This is a genomic window from Candidatus Similichlamydia epinepheli (assembly GCF_003056015.1).
The window spans coordinates 1-19,410 of the sequence record NZ_PPEU01000011.1 but is presented as its reverse complement, the minus strand read 5'-3'; the positions used below and the strand labels follow the sequence as shown (position 1 = coordinate 19,410).

The following is a 19,410-nucleotide window of genomic DNA, read 5'->3' as shown; positions in this document are numbered from 1 at the left end:
GATTAATCAAAAAAGATTCAACACTCTCCCAGTGGCCAAGCTCACAAGCTAGATGAAATGGAATTTGACGTTGCTTACCAGGTGGACCAAATGGTGGTATACCGAAGAAGCGATTGATGAACTCATCCATCAATTCAGGCTGCATCTCTTTTTGGTTGTTATCCATACGATATGGGTCAGCTGCAGTAGTGTAACAACGGACAGAAACAACAGCAGGAATTGCACTCTTCGTAATAGAGGAAATGCAGTCGGAAACCTGCTTCAAAAGTGATGTAGACGCAGTAGATGCGAAGGAATTTGGATGAAGGTCTTTGTGTACTCGTTCTGCACGAATACCAAAGAGGTTATTTCCGAAAAAAAGAGGAAGTCCAAAGGAGCATGCGCAGAAAATAGTGGCTACATGCATCTTTTTCAATCGATTTCCAACCATAAGGCCTCCAAAAGAATCTAGGTGAATGTCATGGATCTGCGTGAAGACCTGGCTCAGTCTAATCCAGACAACATTCGGATTAGGAACGAACCCAAACGTTCCGCTATGGACAGACTTGGCTTATCTTGCCACTGTGTGAAAGACAGACACGGTTCGTGATGGCACCCAACCATCTGATAGCCTAGGTTCCTAAACGCTTGAGTGGCGGCTGTTGAGGAATTGAAAAAACATTCCGGATCTGCCTGATTCAGGAAACTAGAAGCCCATGTCTCATCTTTTTTATTGAAAGATCCATCCAAAACCAAACCGTAACCAGCTCTGCCCTTCAAGGATAGTTTTTGTAACAGAAGGGAAGAACAACATGAATCAGATTTTGCCTGCCATTCCATAATCCAAGATACTCTACAGAAAGATGGGTCCTTTGTCCATTGGATCCCTTTTAAAGATAGAAGTATTCCCCAAAAGAAGTTCATTTCCTGTAATCGCCTCTCACTGTCTGCATCTTTGATCATCGGAAGATAAAGACAAACAGGGTGTTTTCTGTGATTGGTGTAACGATTGTCAATCCAAAAGAAGTATTTATTATCGGTAAATCCATGCTCTAAGGTAAATGTGTTTCCAAGTTGCAATTGCAAAAAATCTTGAATCCATGTTTGCAGAGAATTCGGACTTCTTTTGAGGACACTGGACATTAATTTTTGCCAAAAGGGCTCCAATTTTGGACGGAAACGTTGAAGGAAAATCTGGAATTGATCGTTAGGTGTTTTGCTCATTCTAGATTCCTCTATTTAGACAAAAAACTGGCCTCGAACGGTGAAGTGCCTTCTTCTTTCCAATAATTTATTTGAGATTCGATTTTGCAAAGCATATCTTCTCTCGTTTGGCTAATAATTTGTTGTCGTTCAATGCACCTTTTTTCGTAAGAAAGACCAATCATATCCCTATACCAATTATGAAATCCTCTCATTTCTGGAAATATTGGAAGCTCTTCCTGTTTGAGAAGATTTCTTTTTGCATCATTTAGAGTTGATTCAGTAAGGAAATCTGTGTGCAGATCAAAAAGTTGATTGCGAAAAAAAAGAATTGACTCTTCTATTCGTGGATCCCTATACGATGTACAGAGAATAGCCCTCCAATCTGTTCTATATTTAGCAGAGGCTCCATATGCACCGCCTTTCTCACGGATTTCTGGAAGAAGTTTTTCTGATTTTAAAAAGTAAGACCATAGCTGAACAGTCGTTTTTGGAAGAATTTCTTCATTAACTGGAAGCGCTACAGCATGGTGAAACACTGATGTTGGCCAAATAAGTTTATTGGAAGGTATTGGGTATTTTTCTAGATCAAAAGAAACTTCTTCCTCAATGGGTACCGGGAAAGGTCCAAGTTTATTCAATGTAGAATTTACCCTTGCTACAGTTTGTGATTCACAGCAAATCATTATCGATGACGGGCCACATTTCATAATTGAAGATGCTTTATTCAAAAAATCGGAATCAAAGCCCACATTTTGTAGTTTTAGCAATGTTTCGTAGAATTGGAATCCTTGTATGTAATTTTCTAAACGAGCTTGTAGGCTACATGGCGAAGCTGCAAGTTGTTGAACTGATTCATGTGATCTTTCGCTCATTTGAGCCGAGATATTTTGTACTAATTGACGGAAGACTTGTTTTGTTCTTTTTGTGTCTTCACAAGTTACTTCATCGCGTGTTTCTAAAATCAGGTCAATAACTTCATCAAGAAACCTATCGAAGAATCCTAAATGAAACTGAAGAAACACTTGTAAAGTAGAGGAAGATTGCTTGTTGGGAATGATGACAATGTTCACGTCAAATGAAGAAGTGAACTGCTCAATTCTTTGTAAGCGTTCAAGAGCCGAAAATTGTTTGCTCCCATTTTTTGTAATTAATTCGGACCAAGCAGAAAGCTGTCCTAGATCAATCGAAGAATCTGTTATTTGGAAAAAGAGATCGAGATAAATGAATCCGTTGGTTTCCGATTCTAGAACTTGAACTTTAACGTTATCAAATGAGTCGATAGATTCCCAGTGTGATATAGGTGGCTCTTTTTTTAGTTCGGATAGGGGAGTTTCCGGTAAACATGCCTCTTCGTGTTGCTTCTCTTCAAGTGTGCGATTTTGTTTTTGAAAAAAGAGCTGAAGTTCTTTTTCATTATTTTTTAAATTTTCATCGTCCCATTTAGAGACCTTGTCTTCTACAGAAAGCCTTATCGCTAATTCTTGAGCCTCAATCAGATGTTCTTCAGGGCAAAGCAATGTGCTTGACCTTGGGCAATTTCCTAAGAAACGGATATCTATGTTTTTTTGTAAAAAATCTTCTGTTACAGAATCTAGTGTTTCCATAACAAAATGTGCAGAAATAAAATCTGCAAAATTGCCTCCCCACCTAGCCGGAAGAGCTCCTTTTAACAAAGTTTCTAATCCGTATGTTGCCCAATCGGTTGTGATTTCTAAACAATTAATCAATACTTGATTTTTTGCTAATCCTATTAATGGAGACGGTATTGATTCATTACGAATGTCTTTTAAAAGATCAAGAACTGTTTTTTCGCAAGATTGTACAGATATTTCTTTCACTCCATACATTTCCATCATAAGAACTACATGAGCAAGCCCTTCTTGTACAGACCCTTCTACCTGAGAACAAAACCCGTTTTTTATAAGCTTTCTTGAAAGAAGAGCACCATCATGTCCAACAAGAATCTTTTCGAAAACTTGAGCAAGTATAGATAAAGAGGGATCTTTTGCTGGGCCGAATACCCAGGCAATCCCGAAGATTTGTTCGGCTTGATTTTTCTTCCCTGGGTATGACACAGTGGTGTAAGGGATTGTAGTGATCGATGCGGGTTTCGGTATGGCCTTTTTGGCTTTTTGCGGTTTTTTTTGCGAAAACACCTTCTCCTCAAGGAATTGGAAGTGACCTTCTATTGGAAGATCTCCGTAAAAACAGAAGGTAGCTTGTTCTGGGTTGTACCATTCCTTGTGATATGAACATATCTCCTCGTGTGAGACTTCTAGGATAGATAGAGGAATCCCTCCGGGATCAAATGCATAATGTGTATCCGGAAATAGTTGTGCTTTTAGTGATTCCCACAGGATGGTTTCAGGATTCGCTAGCGCTCCTTTCATTTCATTCAGGACGATTCCCTTTGCTTCCCATCGTTCTCCTGTTTTTTCTAATCGGAATGCTTCTCTTAAAAAAGTTTCCTTACTGAGAAGAGGATGAAAAACCGCGTCAAGATAAACATCGAATATACGATAAAAATCTGAGCTAATTTGAGATGATGCAAAGAAGCACGTAAAATCGTCCCCAACGAATGCGTTACAGTATGTAGGCACGTTTTTTTTGCAAATTGAAAAAAAAGGATCATTAATCGGATATTTTTTTGAACCTGCTAGGACCATATGTTCCAATATGTGAATGGTTCCTTTGGAATTTCTTGGTGGTGTATGAAAAATAATAGCGAATGTGTTTTCTCTGTCTTCACAAGATATATGGTAGATATTTGAATCTGTCTTTCTATGTGAATAATGTCTAAATATGCAGTTTGGTTTTTTAATGTTTTCTTCTTGAACAAGAGCGAAGTCTTTATTGTTCATGACAAATCCTAAAATTTAAAAAATTGCTTCCAATAAGCAACCATCATCTCTCAAGTCTATCACTCACTTCTGAAGTGAGCAACTTTCATAAAGAGAGTTAGTATCGACTTGTATCATTTGTTTATATTCAGCTTTACCCCCTTATCTCTCTTATGACATCTAGTAGTTCTTTAGAAAAATGGCGTCCAAACATACCTAATTACACTGATTCTGATGGCTTCACAAATGGAGATGTGACACCAGATACCTATACTCCGCTTACAAGAAATGTGTTTTCTCTTTCTTATTTTGAAACCCAGCTGCAATCTTGGAAAGAAGCAATAGAGCTGCTTCCTGAAACTACTACTACAGAAATTGAAGAAAAAAATAGGCTTGAAGCTTTAGCTGATGATAAAGATCGTCTTCTTACACTTGCTAGAAACCTGGGCAATCCAACTCCAGTTGTCCCAGTAATTACGCTTCAAGAGCTTGTGGACCGTCTTTTAGAAGCATTTATCGCAATTCTTAAAACTAAGGGATATGCAAGGTTAGCGAATGCCGCATTACTCAACTTTCGTGTTGACGAAGCTATTGCATCGCTTATTGCGCATTTTCAAGAGGTAAATTCTTGGTTGGTACTTCTTTTATCTATGGAAAAGTCTAGAGAATTCCTCCTTGGAGGAGAAGGTGAAAGATTGCCATCATCTTATCAAGTGTTTGAATGGCCATTAGGTAGCACATTTCCAGAACAACTTTACAGTTACGATTGGTTCAGAAACGGTCCTTTACAAAGAATTAATGACTTGATGAGGGAATCAGACAGTACGCCTACTAATAGTGGCCGTTATGTTCCTTCCATTCAGCAACGATTTCGAGAGGCTAGCGCTGGGTTTTTGAAAGAAAATGTCAAAGATCCATTGAATCGTATGCATGCTCTTTTTGGCCGTACTGTTTCAGGAGATCACTTGAATGGGTTTTTTAATGGCCTTTATGCTGACGCAGTAAAAATTTATACATTTGTTCACAACAAAATGTTGCACAAAGGCTTCAACCCAGACGATTTATTATTAATCCAGACAAGTACTAGAGATAGTATCTATAGAAGCATGTATGACATGAAGACATCTTTGTCGATTGATAATTGGGAACATAGTAGCAATCGAGAATTGTTGCAAAACAATTTCCGTACTTTGCAAAGAGAAATTCCCTCTTTTCTGGATCGAGTAGGAAATGATGTTATTTTTAAGCGATATGTGTTCTCAATTTCTGGAGAAGACTTCCCTCAAGAGCTGCCAGAATATTGGTCTCGAACGGAATCAGTACAAGCTGGAGCGTTTAGAATTTATAGAGACAAGATGTTTCTCTGTTTGTCTGACAATGTTGGAGATGTACCAAACCCAAATAATGATACTACTAGTTGGAAAGTTTGCTCTAAAGCAGGGTACATACATCCTAATCCAGAGCTAATTTTCAAGCACCTTTGGCAATGTTTTGAAGATGCGTTTACACCTTTTGCTAATGGGAATAGTTACGATAAGAAAAAAATTCAGAAGTATTTCAATGCTTTAAATGATCTCAGACTCAGCAGATTGCCTTTCGTAGATCTTCTTAAGGCCTATGTGTCACCAAAAGTTTTTTTTGGGCCTCTACGTTATATGTCTGGAATTACTTCATTGGATGCTACAATAAAAATTGTGGGAGATGAGATTCCAGATTTTGAACAATATTCCAGGCCATTTCGAACGGCATTTTCACCTGAGCATTATAAAATAAAAAAGTTTATAGAAGATGCAGAATATTTCTTTGAACACAGAGAATTTGTTGCTCCTCAGTGGAAGAGCGCTGACCCTTATAGAACGACCAAAGCATTTTGGAGCTGTATGCAGTCTCTTCATGACGGAGGTTATACTACGTTTGGGGGTCTTATACCTTACACTAATGTTCACTCATTAGGGGTCGGAAAGCTATATTTGCACCTTCTTAATCTTCTTGATCAAATGTATGCTCTTCAATGGAAATTCCCTTCAACTGGAATTCCGGCTTTGACTGCAAGGGATTACGAAGAAGTCAAACGTAATTTGATGGGATTACTAGTTAATACGAGATATTCCGGTCCAAATAATAGAATTATTACTGATTTCGGAGCTACTCGTTATTGGCCTAATATGAGTGATCCGAACAATTATCATCTTTTGCGCTTATGTAAAGATGCTATATTTGCTACTGAAATTTGGGCATCAGAGGAAAGCAAATTTAGAATTTTTAATTTTGTGTGGCATCCTAGTAGGCGAAGAGAACTATTCGATAACTTGCGAAGATTCGAACAAAATCACGAGCTTGCGATTAATCCAGGTGCAAGGAAGACTATTTTTTCTGACATTAAAGATGGATTTAATGAAATAAGAGATATTGTTCTCAATAATATCACAGAAGAAAGATTGCGATTAAGCAGAGATAATGCTGAACGAGTGCATTTATCTGGTGAAACTTTGGCTAACTTAAAAGTACAGTACGATCGCAATAAAGCTAAGATCATGACAGCATTTTTCGATATTGATAACCTGTTATCGGACGCTAATCCTCGTTTTATGGCGAGAAACTGGACTCCAGGACTCTCTGTAAGAAGAGGGGACTTAATACTTCATAACAAAAATCTTCATGAAGCGAGATTCACTGGAATAACTACCATTGATACCGCTCCCAATCGTTCTGATTCTCGATATTCAAGTTACTGGAAACTACCAGAATGGGAAAGTCAGAGGGATTATGTTCCTAATGATTTTGTAATTAAACGTGATCCTGATTCTGAATTTCCTGAAATATGGCGCAGTAGAACGAGAAATAGAGGTATTCGTCCAAATGCATCTACTTCTACTAATGCAATTCAAGAATATGCGACCCAATATTCGACTTGGGAAAGTATAACGGTTCACGATGAGGAAGGGGCAGTTTATCAAGAAAATCATATGTTTAAAAATTTCGTTGAGTATTCCAATGGTGAAAGACTTGATCACGATACATATGAGCGCAATGCATTGTTAACACGCTCTAAAATAGTTCCAATCCGAGCTAGATACGATGGAAATGGATTGGATGTATTCGGAGCTAGATATAACGAGTCAGTTGGTTCGTTATTCGCTAAAAGAATACATGTTGAAGAGTTCCTTAATGGTAATAATCCGCATAGATATGACGAGAATTTTGCTAGATCAAAATATGCGCGTTTTCAGAAATTGGGAGCAGTAGACAACGCAAGTGCATCAAATCTGGATAATACTAAGTTAAGGTGGTTCGATTCACACTTTAATTATCTGTGGGATATAAGAGTGCCAGATGATCCGCAATACGGATATTGGTGTTACCCGACTAATCGTTTCGATAAAACAGATTATATTTCAAATGTAGAGTTCTCAACTCTTTATGAACCTGTTTTGGTTAGACCAGAAGTGTGGGAGTATCGAATATATCCTAATGCAGATCAAACTCGTTTTTCGCAGAGATGGTTACCAGCTCGAGCAACAGAAGCAGAGTATTATGATTTAATAGGAGGATCCTTGTCAGGAGATGACACGACTAGTGGCCATCTTTTTGCGTACGATGAGTACTCTCATATTACAGGTAGGAATATGATGTGGTTAGGAAAGGCTCTCCAGTTCTTAGAGATGTTTTTTTATTCTTCTACCGTTAACAAGTTGCTTGGGGATTGGGGAACAACTCACTTAACTCCTGCTGTTGCAGCATCATTTGGTTATATTGATCCAGCAAACAATAGCGCCGATTTAGGCCCTATATATCAGCGTAACATCGATTATAATTTGTTTCTTCACGCTCTCGATGTTGAGGTGCATCCTTTGGTGCTTTCTGACTATCGTCGTAATAGAGAATCACTTCGTTGGAAGCGACGATTTGCTGATATATTGCAGGTTAATGGTGAATCAGCTTTCAGTTTATGGAATGACATAAAGGAGATGTATAGGGGGTTAGATACATTTTTAGAAGTTTTGAAAGATCAGATAGCTATTGAGTGTCATAGACTTTCCTGGGATGTTCTTTATAAGCTTTCTAGAACTTTAGAAAGACTGATAGCTTCAATTGTCGGTGAAAATAGACAAGAAGATGTGACGTCTCCAGAAGAGAACCGATTGCTTATACAGCTTATGGCTATCATTATTGCAATTATTGTTTCTATTCTTTCTGGAGATGAAAGGATTATTGATTCTTTATCTTATAATGATTCTGGCCAACTAGAGTTAAATTCAGAACGTCTTAGTTCAGTATATATTTCAGAACGTGATGCAGAATATTTGATTCAAAAAGCAGTGAATATGGCAAATGATGTACTCAATAATAGGAGAGTTCCGGAGAGACCTCTCTTTGCAGACAGCTTAGCATCTAATTTCGCATCTGACCTTTTAGAGTTAACAAGTGGCAAAGTTATTACAAATAAGGAAAGAGATCGAGAAGATCGATTTTTCCGTATTAATGAACAGCGGGTTTAGTTATGACGACAGAACTAGAACAGACTTATACAGAACAATATAGGACATTTCTTGGAGGGGCTGGAATTGATAAAGGTGTGCTAGAGAAATTAATCCGATCATCTGGTACCAAAGTTAGTTCTGATGAAGCGCCTTCTTTATCAGATTTAATTGGAGTAATTAGAGCATTGCCGCCTCTTTACGAATCAATTGATCTTTCAGAAGAGAAAGTGGAAAGCATTTATGCATTAGGATATCAAGCCTATGAGCAGGCTAGGTATGATGATGCAGTAAAGTATTTTCGTCTGGCATATCTTCTAGATGTTAGAAAAGAGAAGTATCTTTTTTCACTTGGTCTCGCATTGGAAAAAAACGAACAGTTTTTCGAAGCAACGACAGCTTATCAGTTTTGGGCGTCCTTTCACCCTGAATTGCCTTTCGGTCATTTTCGAACTGGTATTTGTTTTTTAGAACTGAATGATAATATTTCAGCAAAGTCATTTTTCGATAAAACTCTTAAGCTATCTAAAGGAAGAGACGATTTAACTTCAATTTATGAACGTGCTCTCCTTTACGTGAGTGGATTGGAAGAGGGGGATGATGACTGAACTTCTCTGTCCACTTCTTTCAGATGAATGGTTTTATTTTCTACTTGGCCAGCAAGCATTCTGAATTCTTCAAGATCAGGAAGTAGTTTGTTCTTTGACTGCTTCAATAGGTGGTTAAATTGGTCTACAAGTTTTTCTAAGGTTTTCCCCATGCAGGAAAGCTCCTTGAGAAATAGCGAAATCATTTTCAAACAATCGACGCTTTTTTGACGAATTTTTTCACTGTTTTCCATATTTTTTTGTTGTGACCAACACATGGAAATAGTTGTTAACAGACCAATTAGTGTCGAAGGAGTAGAAAGAATTACATTTTGCAGGGCAGCCCATTCTATAATAGAAGGATCATTTTCCATTGCAACGCCAAGTAATGAATCTGTGGGGAAAAATATAATTATAAAAACAGGAGCAACAGGAAGATCCCAATAGTCTCTTTTTACAACATCTTGAACATGTTTTTTCACACGAAGAGTGTGATCTTTCATTTTTTCTTTTTTTTGTGCTTCATCAACTTGATTTAATTCGAAAAAATCTTGCATAGGAGTTTTTGCGTCAATTACAATAGACTTGCTCCCGGGCAATTTTATAGTTAAATCAGGCCTTCTTTTAGAATCACCTTCTTGTTCTTCGAAATCACAGTACGAAACTAATCCACATATTTCAATAATCCTTTTTAATCGAAGTTCACCCCATCTGCCTTTTAAATTTGGATTTTTAAGTACATCTTTTAATTCTTTCGTCTCTTGTTGCAATGCTAGGCAATGTGTCACTTGGGATTTGATTTGTTCAGCTAATCGATTACACGTCCCTATCCAAGACTCGTTTGAGGAAGCATGTAAAGATTTCAGCTGCTCTAGTTCTTTGTGGACTGGCTGCAGAATATTTTGTATGCGAAGTTCTCTATTATTCCAATCTTGACGATCTTTTTCGATTATTACATTCCATTGTGTTCTGAATTCGTGAAATAGCGTTTCTTGTGTAGTGCGAATGGTTTGATTAGATAGATTCTTAATTTGATGTTCTAGTTCTTTTTGAACGAATTCTCTTTCCCTATTTAGTGTCGCACGTATAGTCCTGAGATCTTGTAGTTCTGCAGATTGGGTTAGTAATTCTTGCTTGTATTCTTCACATAAAGACTCTTTTAATTGGAGCCTTTCTCTCAAAACAGCACACTCAATCTCACACGTTTGTATGGAAGACTCTAATGTGATTTTCATACGTAATAAATAGGAAATCACAGCTAGAAAGGCAATTGATAATAAGCAAAACATGAACAAAATCATATCTAAAGTATGTCTTGATTTTTTCTCTTTTCCAGATTACTACTCCGCAAAGAATCAGATTAAGTAGTGAAATCCGTTGTGCATAAGGGGAAAGTAATGACTTTGAATAAGGTGACCAATTATTTGAAATGGATCTACGGACTCATTCTAAGAACAAATTACTTAGATCTTTTTCAAGACCTATTCATATTTTTTCTAATTTTTGGTTGTTTTCGGTTGGCTGCTTGGGGAGTTAGGATGTTTTTGGGGAAATTGAAATATCCCTGGGTTCATACTATACTTAAGCCTCCAATGGGTGATATTTTTCCTTTTGCTCGTGCAGTAGCACTTTATTTGCTTTGCAAAGAGCTAGACTTTGTCTATTGGTTGGACCTGCCTATCTCGTTCGGCCTTGGGTTCATGATATTTTTCCGAGGCTGCTCTTTAGCTGTTTCTTTGTTAGTAGATATTGTCTCTAGATTTGTAAGAAGGCGCTACCCGTCTGCAGAGGATGACCTTCTTGGACCAATTACAATGATTATAAAAATTGTTGTTTGGTCAATCGGAGGAATACTCGCTTTAGATAATTTGAAAGTCAATATTACTGCTTTGGTTACAGGGTTGGGAGTTGGAGGTTTAGCTGTTGCTTTTGCTTCTCAGAAGGTTTTGGGCGACATTTTCAATTTCTTCGTTCTAACGTTAGACGCTCCATTTAGAATTGGTGATACTGTCAGAGCAGGTAATAAAATAGGAACAGTTGAGTATATCGGGATTAAAACTACTCATATTCGTTCGGCAGATGGAGAGCTCCTAGTAATGCCAAATTCGGAGCTTACCTCTTCTTGTTTACAAAATTTTAAGAGAATGAGTAGACGAAGAGCATTAATTGACTTTGTGATTTCTCCAGAAACCGACTTTAATAAACTAAAAAAATTGCAGGAATTTTGTGAAAAAAGTTTAAGCGAATTGGAGAGTGTAAAATTTGATTATGCTTTCATTACAGGTTTGAAAGGAGCTGGTTGGAACTTCAGAATTGCATTCTATGTTCTCTCTAAAGATTACAATGTTTTCCTAGAGATCAATCATTTAGTTTTTCTTCAGCTGCTGGAATTCTTTGAAAAAGAAGAGATTTTCTTGCGCTTTGTTTGACCAATTTTGAATATAGAAAGGCAACGGCGTAAAGTGAGGCTAGAAGCAACGCCGTGGCGCCTGTTGGAGGTGTGTTTGTGTGTAAACTTAGAAAAAGGCCCAATATTGAAGCGCTTACGCTAATAAATAAAGTGCCTATCATTGAAGAGAGGATGGTACGTTTGGATATTTTTTCGGAAATCATAGCAGGTAGATGAAGAAAAGCCATTACAAAGAGACCTCCAAAAATTATAGTCAAAATAGAGACTGTAATTGAAATGAAAGTCATAAGAAGAAAATCAAGCCGTGTGACACGTATTCCGTGTAAGCGAGCAAGGTCCTCATCTACGGATCTGCATAAGATCTGTTTGTGAAAAAGAAAACCAAATAAAAAAACGAATAAACTTAGAATAAACACCTGTCGAATTTGAGCATTCGATACCCATAGGATATTTCCCAACATGTATCTGCTCAGTGACTGACTAGATGAAGGTGTTCTGGAAAGAAGAATTGAACCGACCCCGCTTCCACTGACCCAAATTGCTGTAGCCATTGCTTCTTGACTGGCGGAGCTTTCTCTCCCTGCTAAGGAAAGAAATAAACCACTCAAAATTGCAAATCCTAGACATGTTATTTCAGGAGAAATCCATTTTAAATTTGCAACTTTTTGTAAGTAGATTCCAAGCCCAAGTCCGGCTACAAGTCCGTGCGATATTGCTGCCGATAGATTGGAAAGTCGTCTGTAAACTATGTAACTGCCAATTATACTAGTACAAAAACTACACCCTAAAGCTGCTAAGGACGCTCGCAAAAAAAAAGGACTATTTAAACCAATTAGCTCTATCCATTTCATATATGACTACCTACGAGAAAATGTGACAAAACTTCCTCTTTTTTAAGAAGAAGTCCGCTGCATTGTACACAGAGATAGCTTGTGCAAAGCTTTTGTAATAACTCGCGGTCATGCGACGCTATTAAGATAATTACATTTTTTTTCATCTTGTGCAAAATTTCAGTAATCGCACGCTTGGATTGTGGATCGCTATTAGTAGTGGGCTCATCAAGAAGAAGGATGTCGGGGTCTTTGATAATAGCTCTCGCGAGAGCTGCGCGTTGCAGTTGTCCACCTGATAGATTGTAAATTCTGTCATCTTGCTTATCTAATAGATCAACAGCTGTAAGTGATTCCTCGGCCATTTTTATTTGTGTCTTAGAGAGTCGCCATCCTATTGTTTTTTGTTCTCTATGCCCCATAGCAACGAATTCAAGTGTAGAAAGAGGCAGGTCGGCTTCTCTCGCAATGTTTTGCGGTACGTATCCAATTGTTTTTTTTTGACTTATACGCTTAACCTCGCCTGAAGTGGGAGATAACAGACCAGCTATTATGCGGATGAGAGAGGTCTTCCCTCCTCCATTAGGACCAATCAACCCTAACGGGCTTCCAGGATGCACCTGAAAGGAGACTTCAGAGAGTATCTTTTCGCCCATGTAGAGTGATAAGTTAGAGACTACTAGACGAGGGAAGTTTCCCGAATCATTCATCCATATCCTTATTGTTTTGAACAAGTGCCTTAGCAAGTGATGTAAGCTGTCCGAGCACGTTCTTCGAATTAGGATTAAATAAAAAAACAGGCAAATTCAAACTCTCAGATAAAGCATGACCAAGATCTTCGTGATGTCCTTCTATCAAAACCAAGAGTGATGGCGCTGAATGCTCAACCTTTTGCACAAGTTCTTCCAAATCTGAAAAAGAGGGATCATATCCATTGGCGTCAAAAGGGGTATAGTCAATTGTGAATTCATTGCAAAAATATCTTAAAGCATCATGAGAGCAAATAAAAGAGACCTTTTCTTCCCCCAACAGTGTTCTGATCTCCTGTCTGGTCATTTCAATGTCGTCTAAAACTTTAGAAAGGTTTTCCTGTAATTGTTCTTGTTTTTCTTGAAAGATAGATATCAAAGTTTCGCACATAAGTTCAGCCTGTTCTTTAAGGCAAGAAGGGCTTAGCCAGAAATGTGGATCATGTGTGTTGCATACTGAAGAGCAATTCTGTAAGTCGACGTAGACAACGTCGTCAGAAATCACAGAAAGCAGTGAATCTTCTAATGCGCTTCCAACTCCAAACCAAACTTTCGCGTTTTTCATGCATTCAAGTTTTTCAGGTGTAATGAAAGATGGATGGTGACCTTCCTCGGGGCAAACTAGGGATCCAACCTTCGCTACACCTTGAGCTAGCTCTTCTGCAATACAAAAATAAGCGGGAAGCGTTACCATTATTTCCTCAGACAAAAGAGGTAAATTAGCTATAACAAGCAATCCGAAAAACAGACATTTGGAAATTATCGACACCAACTTTCCATCCCTCGAGTCTTCAATACGTACAGAAATTTTCACTAATGAACTAGGGGGAGGATAGCATAAGTTCAGAAACGCATTCTACACTATTCTTGAGGGAAATCTGACCTCTTCGTAGAATCTTCCGAGTCTGAGGAGAAGTGTCCGAGTGGCCGAAGGAGCACGATTGGAAATCGTGTATGCGTGAAAACGTATCATGGGTTCGAATCCCATCTTCTCCGATGGAGTTTTTCGCTCTAGAATATTTTACCTGTGTTCCCCTTCAGTTTTAGTTTCCTTCTTTCTTAGGCATGGTGCTTTCCGTTTGTGTTTTTAATTTGCAGGTATTACTGGTAAAATTTTCACTCTATCTCGTTTTATCGTACTCGCCAGGGGATCGTTTGTTTGCGTTTTTTGGCTTTTAAGCGGTTTCCTTTAGATTCGGGGAGAGTATTTAGTGTATTCCGATATCTCAAAAAGGTTAGGGAGGTGTTCGTTATATGTCATTGCGTCAGGAAGAGGTTGAGAGATTTAGGCTCATTCTTCTCGACATGCGTGCCCGTTTGACGAAGATCCTACAGGGGTCCACTCAGGAAGTTCGTGTCCCAGATGAAACCAGGGGTTATTCACAGCATCAAGCTGATGAAGGTTCACACGACTTAGATCGCGCAATTAGTGTTGAGATGACTGTTAAGGAATTTGCCTTGTTGGGAAGAATAAACAGGGCTCTTGAGAAAATCGAAGAAGGTTCGTATGGCATCTGTGACATTTCAGGTGAGGCGATCCCTTTTGCTAGGCTAGAAGCTGTTCCATACGCAGTTACCACCGTGAAGTCGCAAGCAGAATTAGAACAGGCAACTGAGAAACAGCAGAGGATGCTATGAGAAAATTCATTAATTCATGACTGTTTTTTCTTTTTCCAAATGACCTCTTCTAGCATGATCTGTGATTCGCTTGTAAGATTTTGTTTTTATGTTAGGGGTGCGTTTTTCTTTTTTTCTGAATTCAGGTTGCGCGTTTGGTTGGTTTGGTTCTTACCCAAATAGCCTTTTTTTTTGTCGTTGTGTCTCTCTTATTTGTTTTTTCCAGTTTGTAAAAAGAGAATCGTCCCCCTGTAAAAGGGCCCTTGCGCATTTGGCATTTGTGGGCGGATGTAGTAACCTAATAGATTCCCTCTTATTGGGTGGTGTTTGGGACAATTGGGAAATCTCTTTTGGTTCGTTCGTGTTAAATCTAAATGAGAGTGATTTGTTGCTTTCTGCTTTTTTTATCTTTTCTTTTTTGAGCGTTTTTCGATTTAGGAAAGTGGGTGTATGAAATACGACCAATTTCTTTCTTCTCAATATTGGTTGAGGAGTCATCAGAATCATAAATTGAAAACTGTGAGCAAGCTAAAACATCGACGAAATAGAGAAAAACTTGGAGAATTCCTTATCGAAGGGTTTCGTGAGTTGTCTCGTTATCTGGAGAGTGTAGAGAGCGGAAAATTGGGGTTTGCAACGCCAAAGTGGGTTTTCTTTTGTTCGGAATTTTTTGTCGGAGAAAGAGAGCCTTATATTCTTAGCAGGCTTTCTTCATTAGGAAGTGAACTTTTTCAAGTTTCTTCGTCTATCTTCTCTTCTCTTCTCTCCTATAGGGATAGTCCAGATGGATTGTTGGCAGTTGCTAAGATTCCTAATAGAAAGTTATGGGAATGGGTTCCCGATTGCATAACACGAGTTGCAGTTTTAGATCGTATAGAGAAGCCAGGAAATCTTGGTGCTATTTTGAGGAGTGGTGACGCTGCTGGATTGCAAGCAATTCTTCTAAGCGATCCGGTAGCTGATCCTTGGAATTCAAACGCCGTTAGATCAAGTCTTGGCGCGCTTTTTACAATACCTGTTTTTCAGGACAGTTCATATAAAATTCATGATTGGTTAAGAAGTCGGGGATACCAATTAATTGGAACAAAACCTGAGGTCGGCGGGCATATAAGAGAAATAGATTGGTCTATCCCTGCTGCGTTCCTTTTGGGGTCAGAACAGTTGGGATTGAGTTCTTTTTGGATTGAGAGGGCAGATCATCTCGTATCTATCCCAATGTTAGGGAAAATAGATTCGTTAAACGTTTCCACCGCTGCTGCCATCTTCTTTTTTGCCCCTTTGATTAGTTGAAAGCTAAGTCTACTCTTCTTCTTCCACGAAATTTCACCTGGATGTAGACTCGAACACTTTCTTTTCTGTCCAACCGTGGGGACTTAGCTCATTTGGTAGAGCACCTGATTTGCATTCAGGGGGTGAGGAGTTCGAGTCTCCTAGTCTCCATATCTTTTTTGCGGCTATAGCTCAGTTGGTTAGAGCGCGACACTGATAATGTCGAGGCCCCAAGTTCAAGTCTTGGTAGCCGCACGTTTTTATCCTTGATTTTTCGCCAGACTGTTTTTTATTGACTGTTTTCGTATGATTGCGCCTTCTTTCTTTTTACACCCAGTTGAGGCCATTTTATGGAAAATTCTGATGAAGTTCCCTATGTTGCTGAGCAAGGCAAGGGTGTAATTGTTTATAAAATTGGTGATCGCCAATACATTTTGGACGAGGCGGCGGCGCGTTCAGCTTTCATGCAAAAAAGAGTTATTAACGGCAGGAACTCTTCCGAGTTTAACGTTCTTCCTCTTAAGTACTCTTGGGCATACGAGTTATATAGAAAGATGGATGCCAATCATTGGATACCTCATGAAATTCCTATGTTCGACGATGTTGCGCAATGGTCAAGTTCTGATTTCCTAAATTCCGTAGAGCGAAACATCGTTAAGTTTGGTCTTGGTTATTTTTCTGCATCTGAAGGTTTGATTGGAGATTGTGGGTATTCTGTAATTAGAGAAAATTTGTGTGCACCAGAACTGAAAATGGTAGTTGGACGTCATGTCCATGAAGAAAACATTCATACTGATTCTCTGCTTTACATGATATCTTCTCTCGGAATCAACCCACATGAAGTAAATGCGATGTTCTTGTCTCTGGATTCTATTAAGGACAAAAACTCGTTGATTATGGCCGGGATGCCGTATCTCAAGAAAGACATTGACTTAACACAAACGAAAAACAAAAAGCTTTTTGCCAAAGCGATTTTTTCTCTCACACAGGTGATGGAAGGAGCGCAATTTTGGGCACTTTTCTTGCCGATATTGCATCTTTGTCGCTTAGGTAAGATGCCTGGTATCGGACAAATGTTTCGTTACACATTGCGTGATGAAACTAACCATATTGAACTGGGGCGTTGTCTTCTTTTAGATCTTTTTCGTGAAGAACCGGACATTTTGGATGATGCTTTTGTAGCTGAATGTTCTAGCTTTCTTGTTAAAGCGATGGATACGGAATTTGCTTTCGTTGATGACCTGCTTCCACAGAGTCTTCCAGGACTTTCGAGTGATGAGTTGAAGAAATTTGTTTGTTATAACGCAAATGTACGGTTGATTGGATTGGGATGGAATCCGATTGTTCAGTTTGATGGAGATGTCGTTCTAGAAAATCCTTTAGACTGGGCTTCAGAAGTCATTTATCTTAAGAAAAATGAAAGCTTTTTCGAGACAAGAGTTACAGAGTATTCAAAGTCATCGAAATTACATAGTGTTGATGAAGAAAGTGATCTATTCGAAGGTATAAGCTGTTAATGTTCAATCGAAGCAAGAGGGGATTATGACAAATACAGATGTCTTTTCAAAGGTTGAAGCGTCTTCTCTTACCCCTCAAGGTGGTTTGTGGGAGCATCTTTCTTCGAAGTTGCTTGTTCCGGTTGAACTCCCTTTGGTACAGTCAGGGAGAGATATTCTTGCCTTCGATCTCGTTCGATTTGTGAAGACAGTAGCGTGTGCGCTTTTTCAAGACAAAGATGCCTCCTTTTTTTCTGGTGTAGATTCGTATCGTGTTCATTTTTTGATTGTGAATGTTTCCAACAGGATTTTGTCTGATGTGCGTGAGCTAGGTCGCACCTGTTTAGAAGCTGGCCATCTTGAGAATATGATTGGTTCTGCCGCTCTTTCTGTTAAGGGTGAATGTTTGGATTTTTCTCGAACTGGTGAAGAAAACTCTTTGTCTTCTGTCTCAACTGAACGATTGTCTGTGATTCTTAGGGATGGTCGGATAGTTGCATGGAATTCTGACAAGGTTTTTCGCGCTGTTCTTAAAGCAATGTTAGCGCAAAATATGCACGGAACTGATGGAAGGGAGTTAACATCTGACATTTTGGAACGCATTGAGAAACAAGCGCTTTCTGTAGCCGAAAGAGTAACAAGCCATATTGTATCTCAAGTAAGAAGCCAGATTTATCTTGAAGAGATTCAAGATTGTGTAGAATTCACCTTGGATAGTATGGGGCTCACGAGCTTAAGAAAATTGTATGCTGATTACAGAAGAGAGCGCTTCATTCTTCGCAAGAGTGAATCTCTTGAGTCAGCTGGAGACTTTTTGTCGGAGCTCGTCACACCTGATCTTCTTACTAGAATTGAAATGGCTTCCGTTGGACTCTCTTTGCCTCACTCGCGAGATGAGTTGTCACATCACATTGTTCGTACAATGAATGTTGCTATGAATAGAAGAGAGCGAGCCCAAACAGTTTTGCTTAATGCAAGAACTTTAATTGAACATGATGAAAGTTATAGGTTTTTTGCAGCTAGAATTTTACTAACTTTCATTTATGAAGAAGTTCTTGATTGGTCTGTTCAGGACGGCATGGCAGCATTGAAGGTTGCACATGTTAATGGGTTTCATAAGTTTTTACAAAGGGGAGTGGAAATTGGACTTTTGGATCCGAAATGTTTGACGTTAAATATTCCTTATTTAGCGTCGTTTCTCAATCCTTTAGGAGATTTTCAATTTGATTTTCTAGGAATTTATACTTTGTATGATCGTTATATGTTGCATGAAAGGAACGTTGACGATTCGTCTTCAGGATCTCCTATTTTAAATCACTCAAGAAAGAGAAGGATTGAAGTTCCACAATATATGTGGATGCGAGTTGCGATTGGTTTAAGCTTTCAAGAAAAGAAACCGGAAGATGCGGCTATTTCATTTTACTCACTTTACAACAGTAAGCGTTTCTGTTCTTCAACACCTACTCTTTTTAATTCTGGAACTTCTCATCCTCAGTTATCGTCTTTCAAACGCTTTACCATATAACTTCTGGAACTTCTCATCCTCAGTTATCGTCTTGCTTTGGACTGACTTGTTCTGATGAGATTTCTTCTTTACATACAGATGAAGAGAGCCGTTGTTATCCAACGGGCATTTTTGGGCTTTACTCAGAGTGTGCGAGAATATCCAAATATGCTGGAGGACTTGGTGTAGATTTTTCCTCTGTTAGAGGGAAGGGGTCTCTGATTCGCGGAACAAACGGAGTGGGATTAGGTGTTGTTCCTTTTTTGAGAATTTTAAACGATTTAGCACTGGCTGTTAATCAAGGTGGAAAGCGTCGTGGTGTCATTTGTGCATATCTGGAAACATGGCACAACGATATCGAGGAGTTTTTGGAGCTTCGCAGGGGTACCGGAGATGAAAGGAGGCGGACTCACGATCTTCATACTGCAAATTGGCTTCCAGATCT

14 protein-coding genes, 3 tRNA genes and 2 pseudogenes are annotated in these 19,410 nt (G+C 38.8%); 12 read left to right on the top strand and 7 right to left on the bottom strand.

What is annotated here, in order from left to right; all coding sequences use genetic code 11:
* From GCCT14_RS01310 to GCCT14_RS01300, 3 genes are all read right to left on the bottom strand, one after another.
* A partial coding sequence (locus GCCT14_RS01310; protein ID WP_157952450.1) for a hypothetical protein occupies window positions 1-430 on the bottom strand: 430 nt, incomplete at its 3' end.
* A 53-nt stretch (window positions 431-483) separates the two neighbouring features.
* Complete coding sequence (locus tag GCCT14_RS01305; RefSeq protein ID WP_108623887.1) at window positions 484-1,203, bottom strand: hypothetical protein; 720 nt, start codon at window positions 1,201-1,203, stop codon at window positions 484-486.
* A gap of 11 nt (window positions 1,204-1,214) precedes the next feature.
* Window positions 1,215-4,046: an insulinase family protein gene (locus GCCT14_RS01300; RefSeq protein ID WP_108623886.1), complete on the bottom strand. Its 2,832-nt coding sequence runs from the start codon at window positions 4,044-4,046 to the stop codon at window positions 1,215-1,217.
* Between the two features lie 152 nt (window positions 4,047-4,198).
* On the opposite strand from GCCT14_RS01300, the gene GCCT14_RS01295 reads away from it, so the two are divergent.
* Window positions 4,199-8,524, top strand: a complete 4,326-nt coding sequence (locus GCCT14_RS01295) for a hypothetical protein (RefSeq protein ID WP_108623885.1) — start codon at window positions 4,199-4,201, stop codon at window positions 8,522-8,524.
* Between the two features lie 2 nt (window positions 8,525-8,526).
* Window positions 8,527-9,111 carry a tetratricopeptide repeat protein gene (locus GCCT14_RS01290; RefSeq protein ID WP_108623884.1) on the top strand — a complete coding sequence of 195 codons (585 nt, stop codon included), beginning with the start codon at window positions 8,527-8,529 and terminating at the stop codon, window positions 9,109-9,111.
* Here the strand turns inward: GCCT14_RS01290 and GCCT14_RS01285 are convergent.
* Window positions 9,075-10,379 carry a DNA recombination protein RmuC gene (locus GCCT14_RS01285; RefSeq protein WP_157952449.1) on the bottom strand — a complete coding sequence of 435 codons (1,305 nt, stop codon included), beginning with the start codon at window positions 10,377-10,379 and terminating at the stop codon, window positions 9,075-9,077. The two genes, GCCT14_RS01290 and GCCT14_RS01285, sit on opposite strands and share 37 nt — an antisense overlap.
* A 108-nt stretch (window positions 10,380-10,487) precedes the next feature.
* On the opposite strand from GCCT14_RS01285, the gene GCCT14_RS01280 reads away from it, so the two are divergent.
* Window positions 10,488-11,519, top strand: coding sequence for a mechanosensitive ion channel family protein (locus GCCT14_RS01280; protein ID WP_157952448.1), 1,032 nt, complete (start codon window positions 10,488-10,490; stop codon window positions 11,517-11,519).
* Here the strand turns inward: GCCT14_RS01280 and GCCT14_RS01275 are convergent.
* From GCCT14_RS01275 to GCCT14_RS01265, 3 genes are read right to left on the bottom strand one after another with little or no spacing between them, the layout of a single operon-like run.
* Window positions 11,449-12,351, bottom strand: coding sequence for a metal ABC transporter permease (locus GCCT14_RS01275; protein ID WP_108623881.1), 903 nt, complete (start codon window positions 12,349-12,351; stop codon window positions 11,449-11,451). The two genes, GCCT14_RS01280 and GCCT14_RS01275, sit on opposite strands and share 71 nt — an antisense overlap.
* Entirely contained in the window at window positions 12,348-13,040 is a 693-nt protein-coding gene (locus tag GCCT14_RS01270; protein ID WP_108623880.1) for a metal ABC transporter ATP-binding protein, read from the bottom strand. Before GCCT14_RS01270 ends, GCCT14_RS01275 begins: the two co-directional genes overlap by 4 nt.
* Window positions 13,033-13,848 (bottom strand): metal ABC transporter substrate-binding protein, encoded by an 816-nt coding sequence (locus tag GCCT14_RS01265; protein ID WP_157952447.1) that lies wholly within the window; start codon window positions 13,846-13,848, stop codon window positions 13,033-13,035. The genes GCCT14_RS01270 and GCCT14_RS01265 overlap by 8 nt, the downstream gene beginning before the upstream one ends.
* 140 nt (window positions 13,849-13,988) lie before the next feature.
* On the opposite strand from GCCT14_RS01265, the gene GCCT14_RS01260 reads away from it, so the two are divergent.
* From GCCT14_RS01260 to GCCT14_RS01220, 9 genes and pseudogenes are all read left to right on the top strand, one after another.
* Window positions 13,989-14,075, top strand: a tRNA-Ser gene (locus GCCT14_RS01260).
* A 258-nt stretch (window positions 14,076-14,333) separates the two neighbouring features.
* Window positions 14,334-14,717, top strand: a complete 384-nt coding sequence (locus GCCT14_RS01255) for a TraR/DksA family transcriptional regulator (RefSeq protein WP_108623878.1) — start codon at window positions 14,334-14,336, stop codon at window positions 14,715-14,717.
* Window positions 14,718-14,805: 88 nt separating this feature from the next.
* A complete protein-coding gene (locus GCCT14_RS05590; RefSeq protein ID WP_108623877.1) occupies window positions 14,806-15,150 on the top strand; it encodes a signal peptidase II in 345 nt (114 codons plus the stop codon).
* Window positions 15,147-15,986 carry a TrmH family RNA methyltransferase gene (locus tag GCCT14_RS01245; RefSeq protein WP_108623876.1) on the top strand — a complete coding sequence of 280 codons (840 nt, stop codon included), beginning with the start codon at window positions 15,147-15,149 and terminating at the stop codon, window positions 15,984-15,986. Before GCCT14_RS05590 ends, GCCT14_RS01245 begins: the two co-directional genes overlap by 4 nt.
* A 77-nt stretch (window positions 15,987-16,063) precedes the next feature.
* Window positions 16,064-16,136: transfer RNA gene (locus tag GCCT14_RS01240), tRNA-Ala, on the top strand.
* Between the two features lie 10 nt (window positions 16,137-16,146).
* A tRNA-Ile gene (locus GCCT14_RS01235) sits at window positions 16,147-16,220 on the top strand.
* Between the two features lie 95 nt (window positions 16,221-16,315).
* Window positions 16,316-17,482, top strand: a complete 1,167-nt coding sequence (locus GCCT14_RS01230; protein ID WP_108623875.1) for a ribonucleotide-diphosphate reductase subunit beta — start codon at window positions 16,316-16,318, stop codon at window positions 17,480-17,482.
* A gap of 25 nt (window positions 17,483-17,507) precedes the next feature.
* A pseudogene (locus GCCT14_RS05585) lies at window positions 17,508-18,218 on the top strand (ATP cone domain-containing protein); the annotation flags it as partial.
* Window positions 18,219-18,839: 621 nt separating this feature from the next.
* Window positions 18,840-19,410: pseudogene (locus tag GCCT14_RS01220) on the top strand (hypothetical protein); the annotation flags it as partial.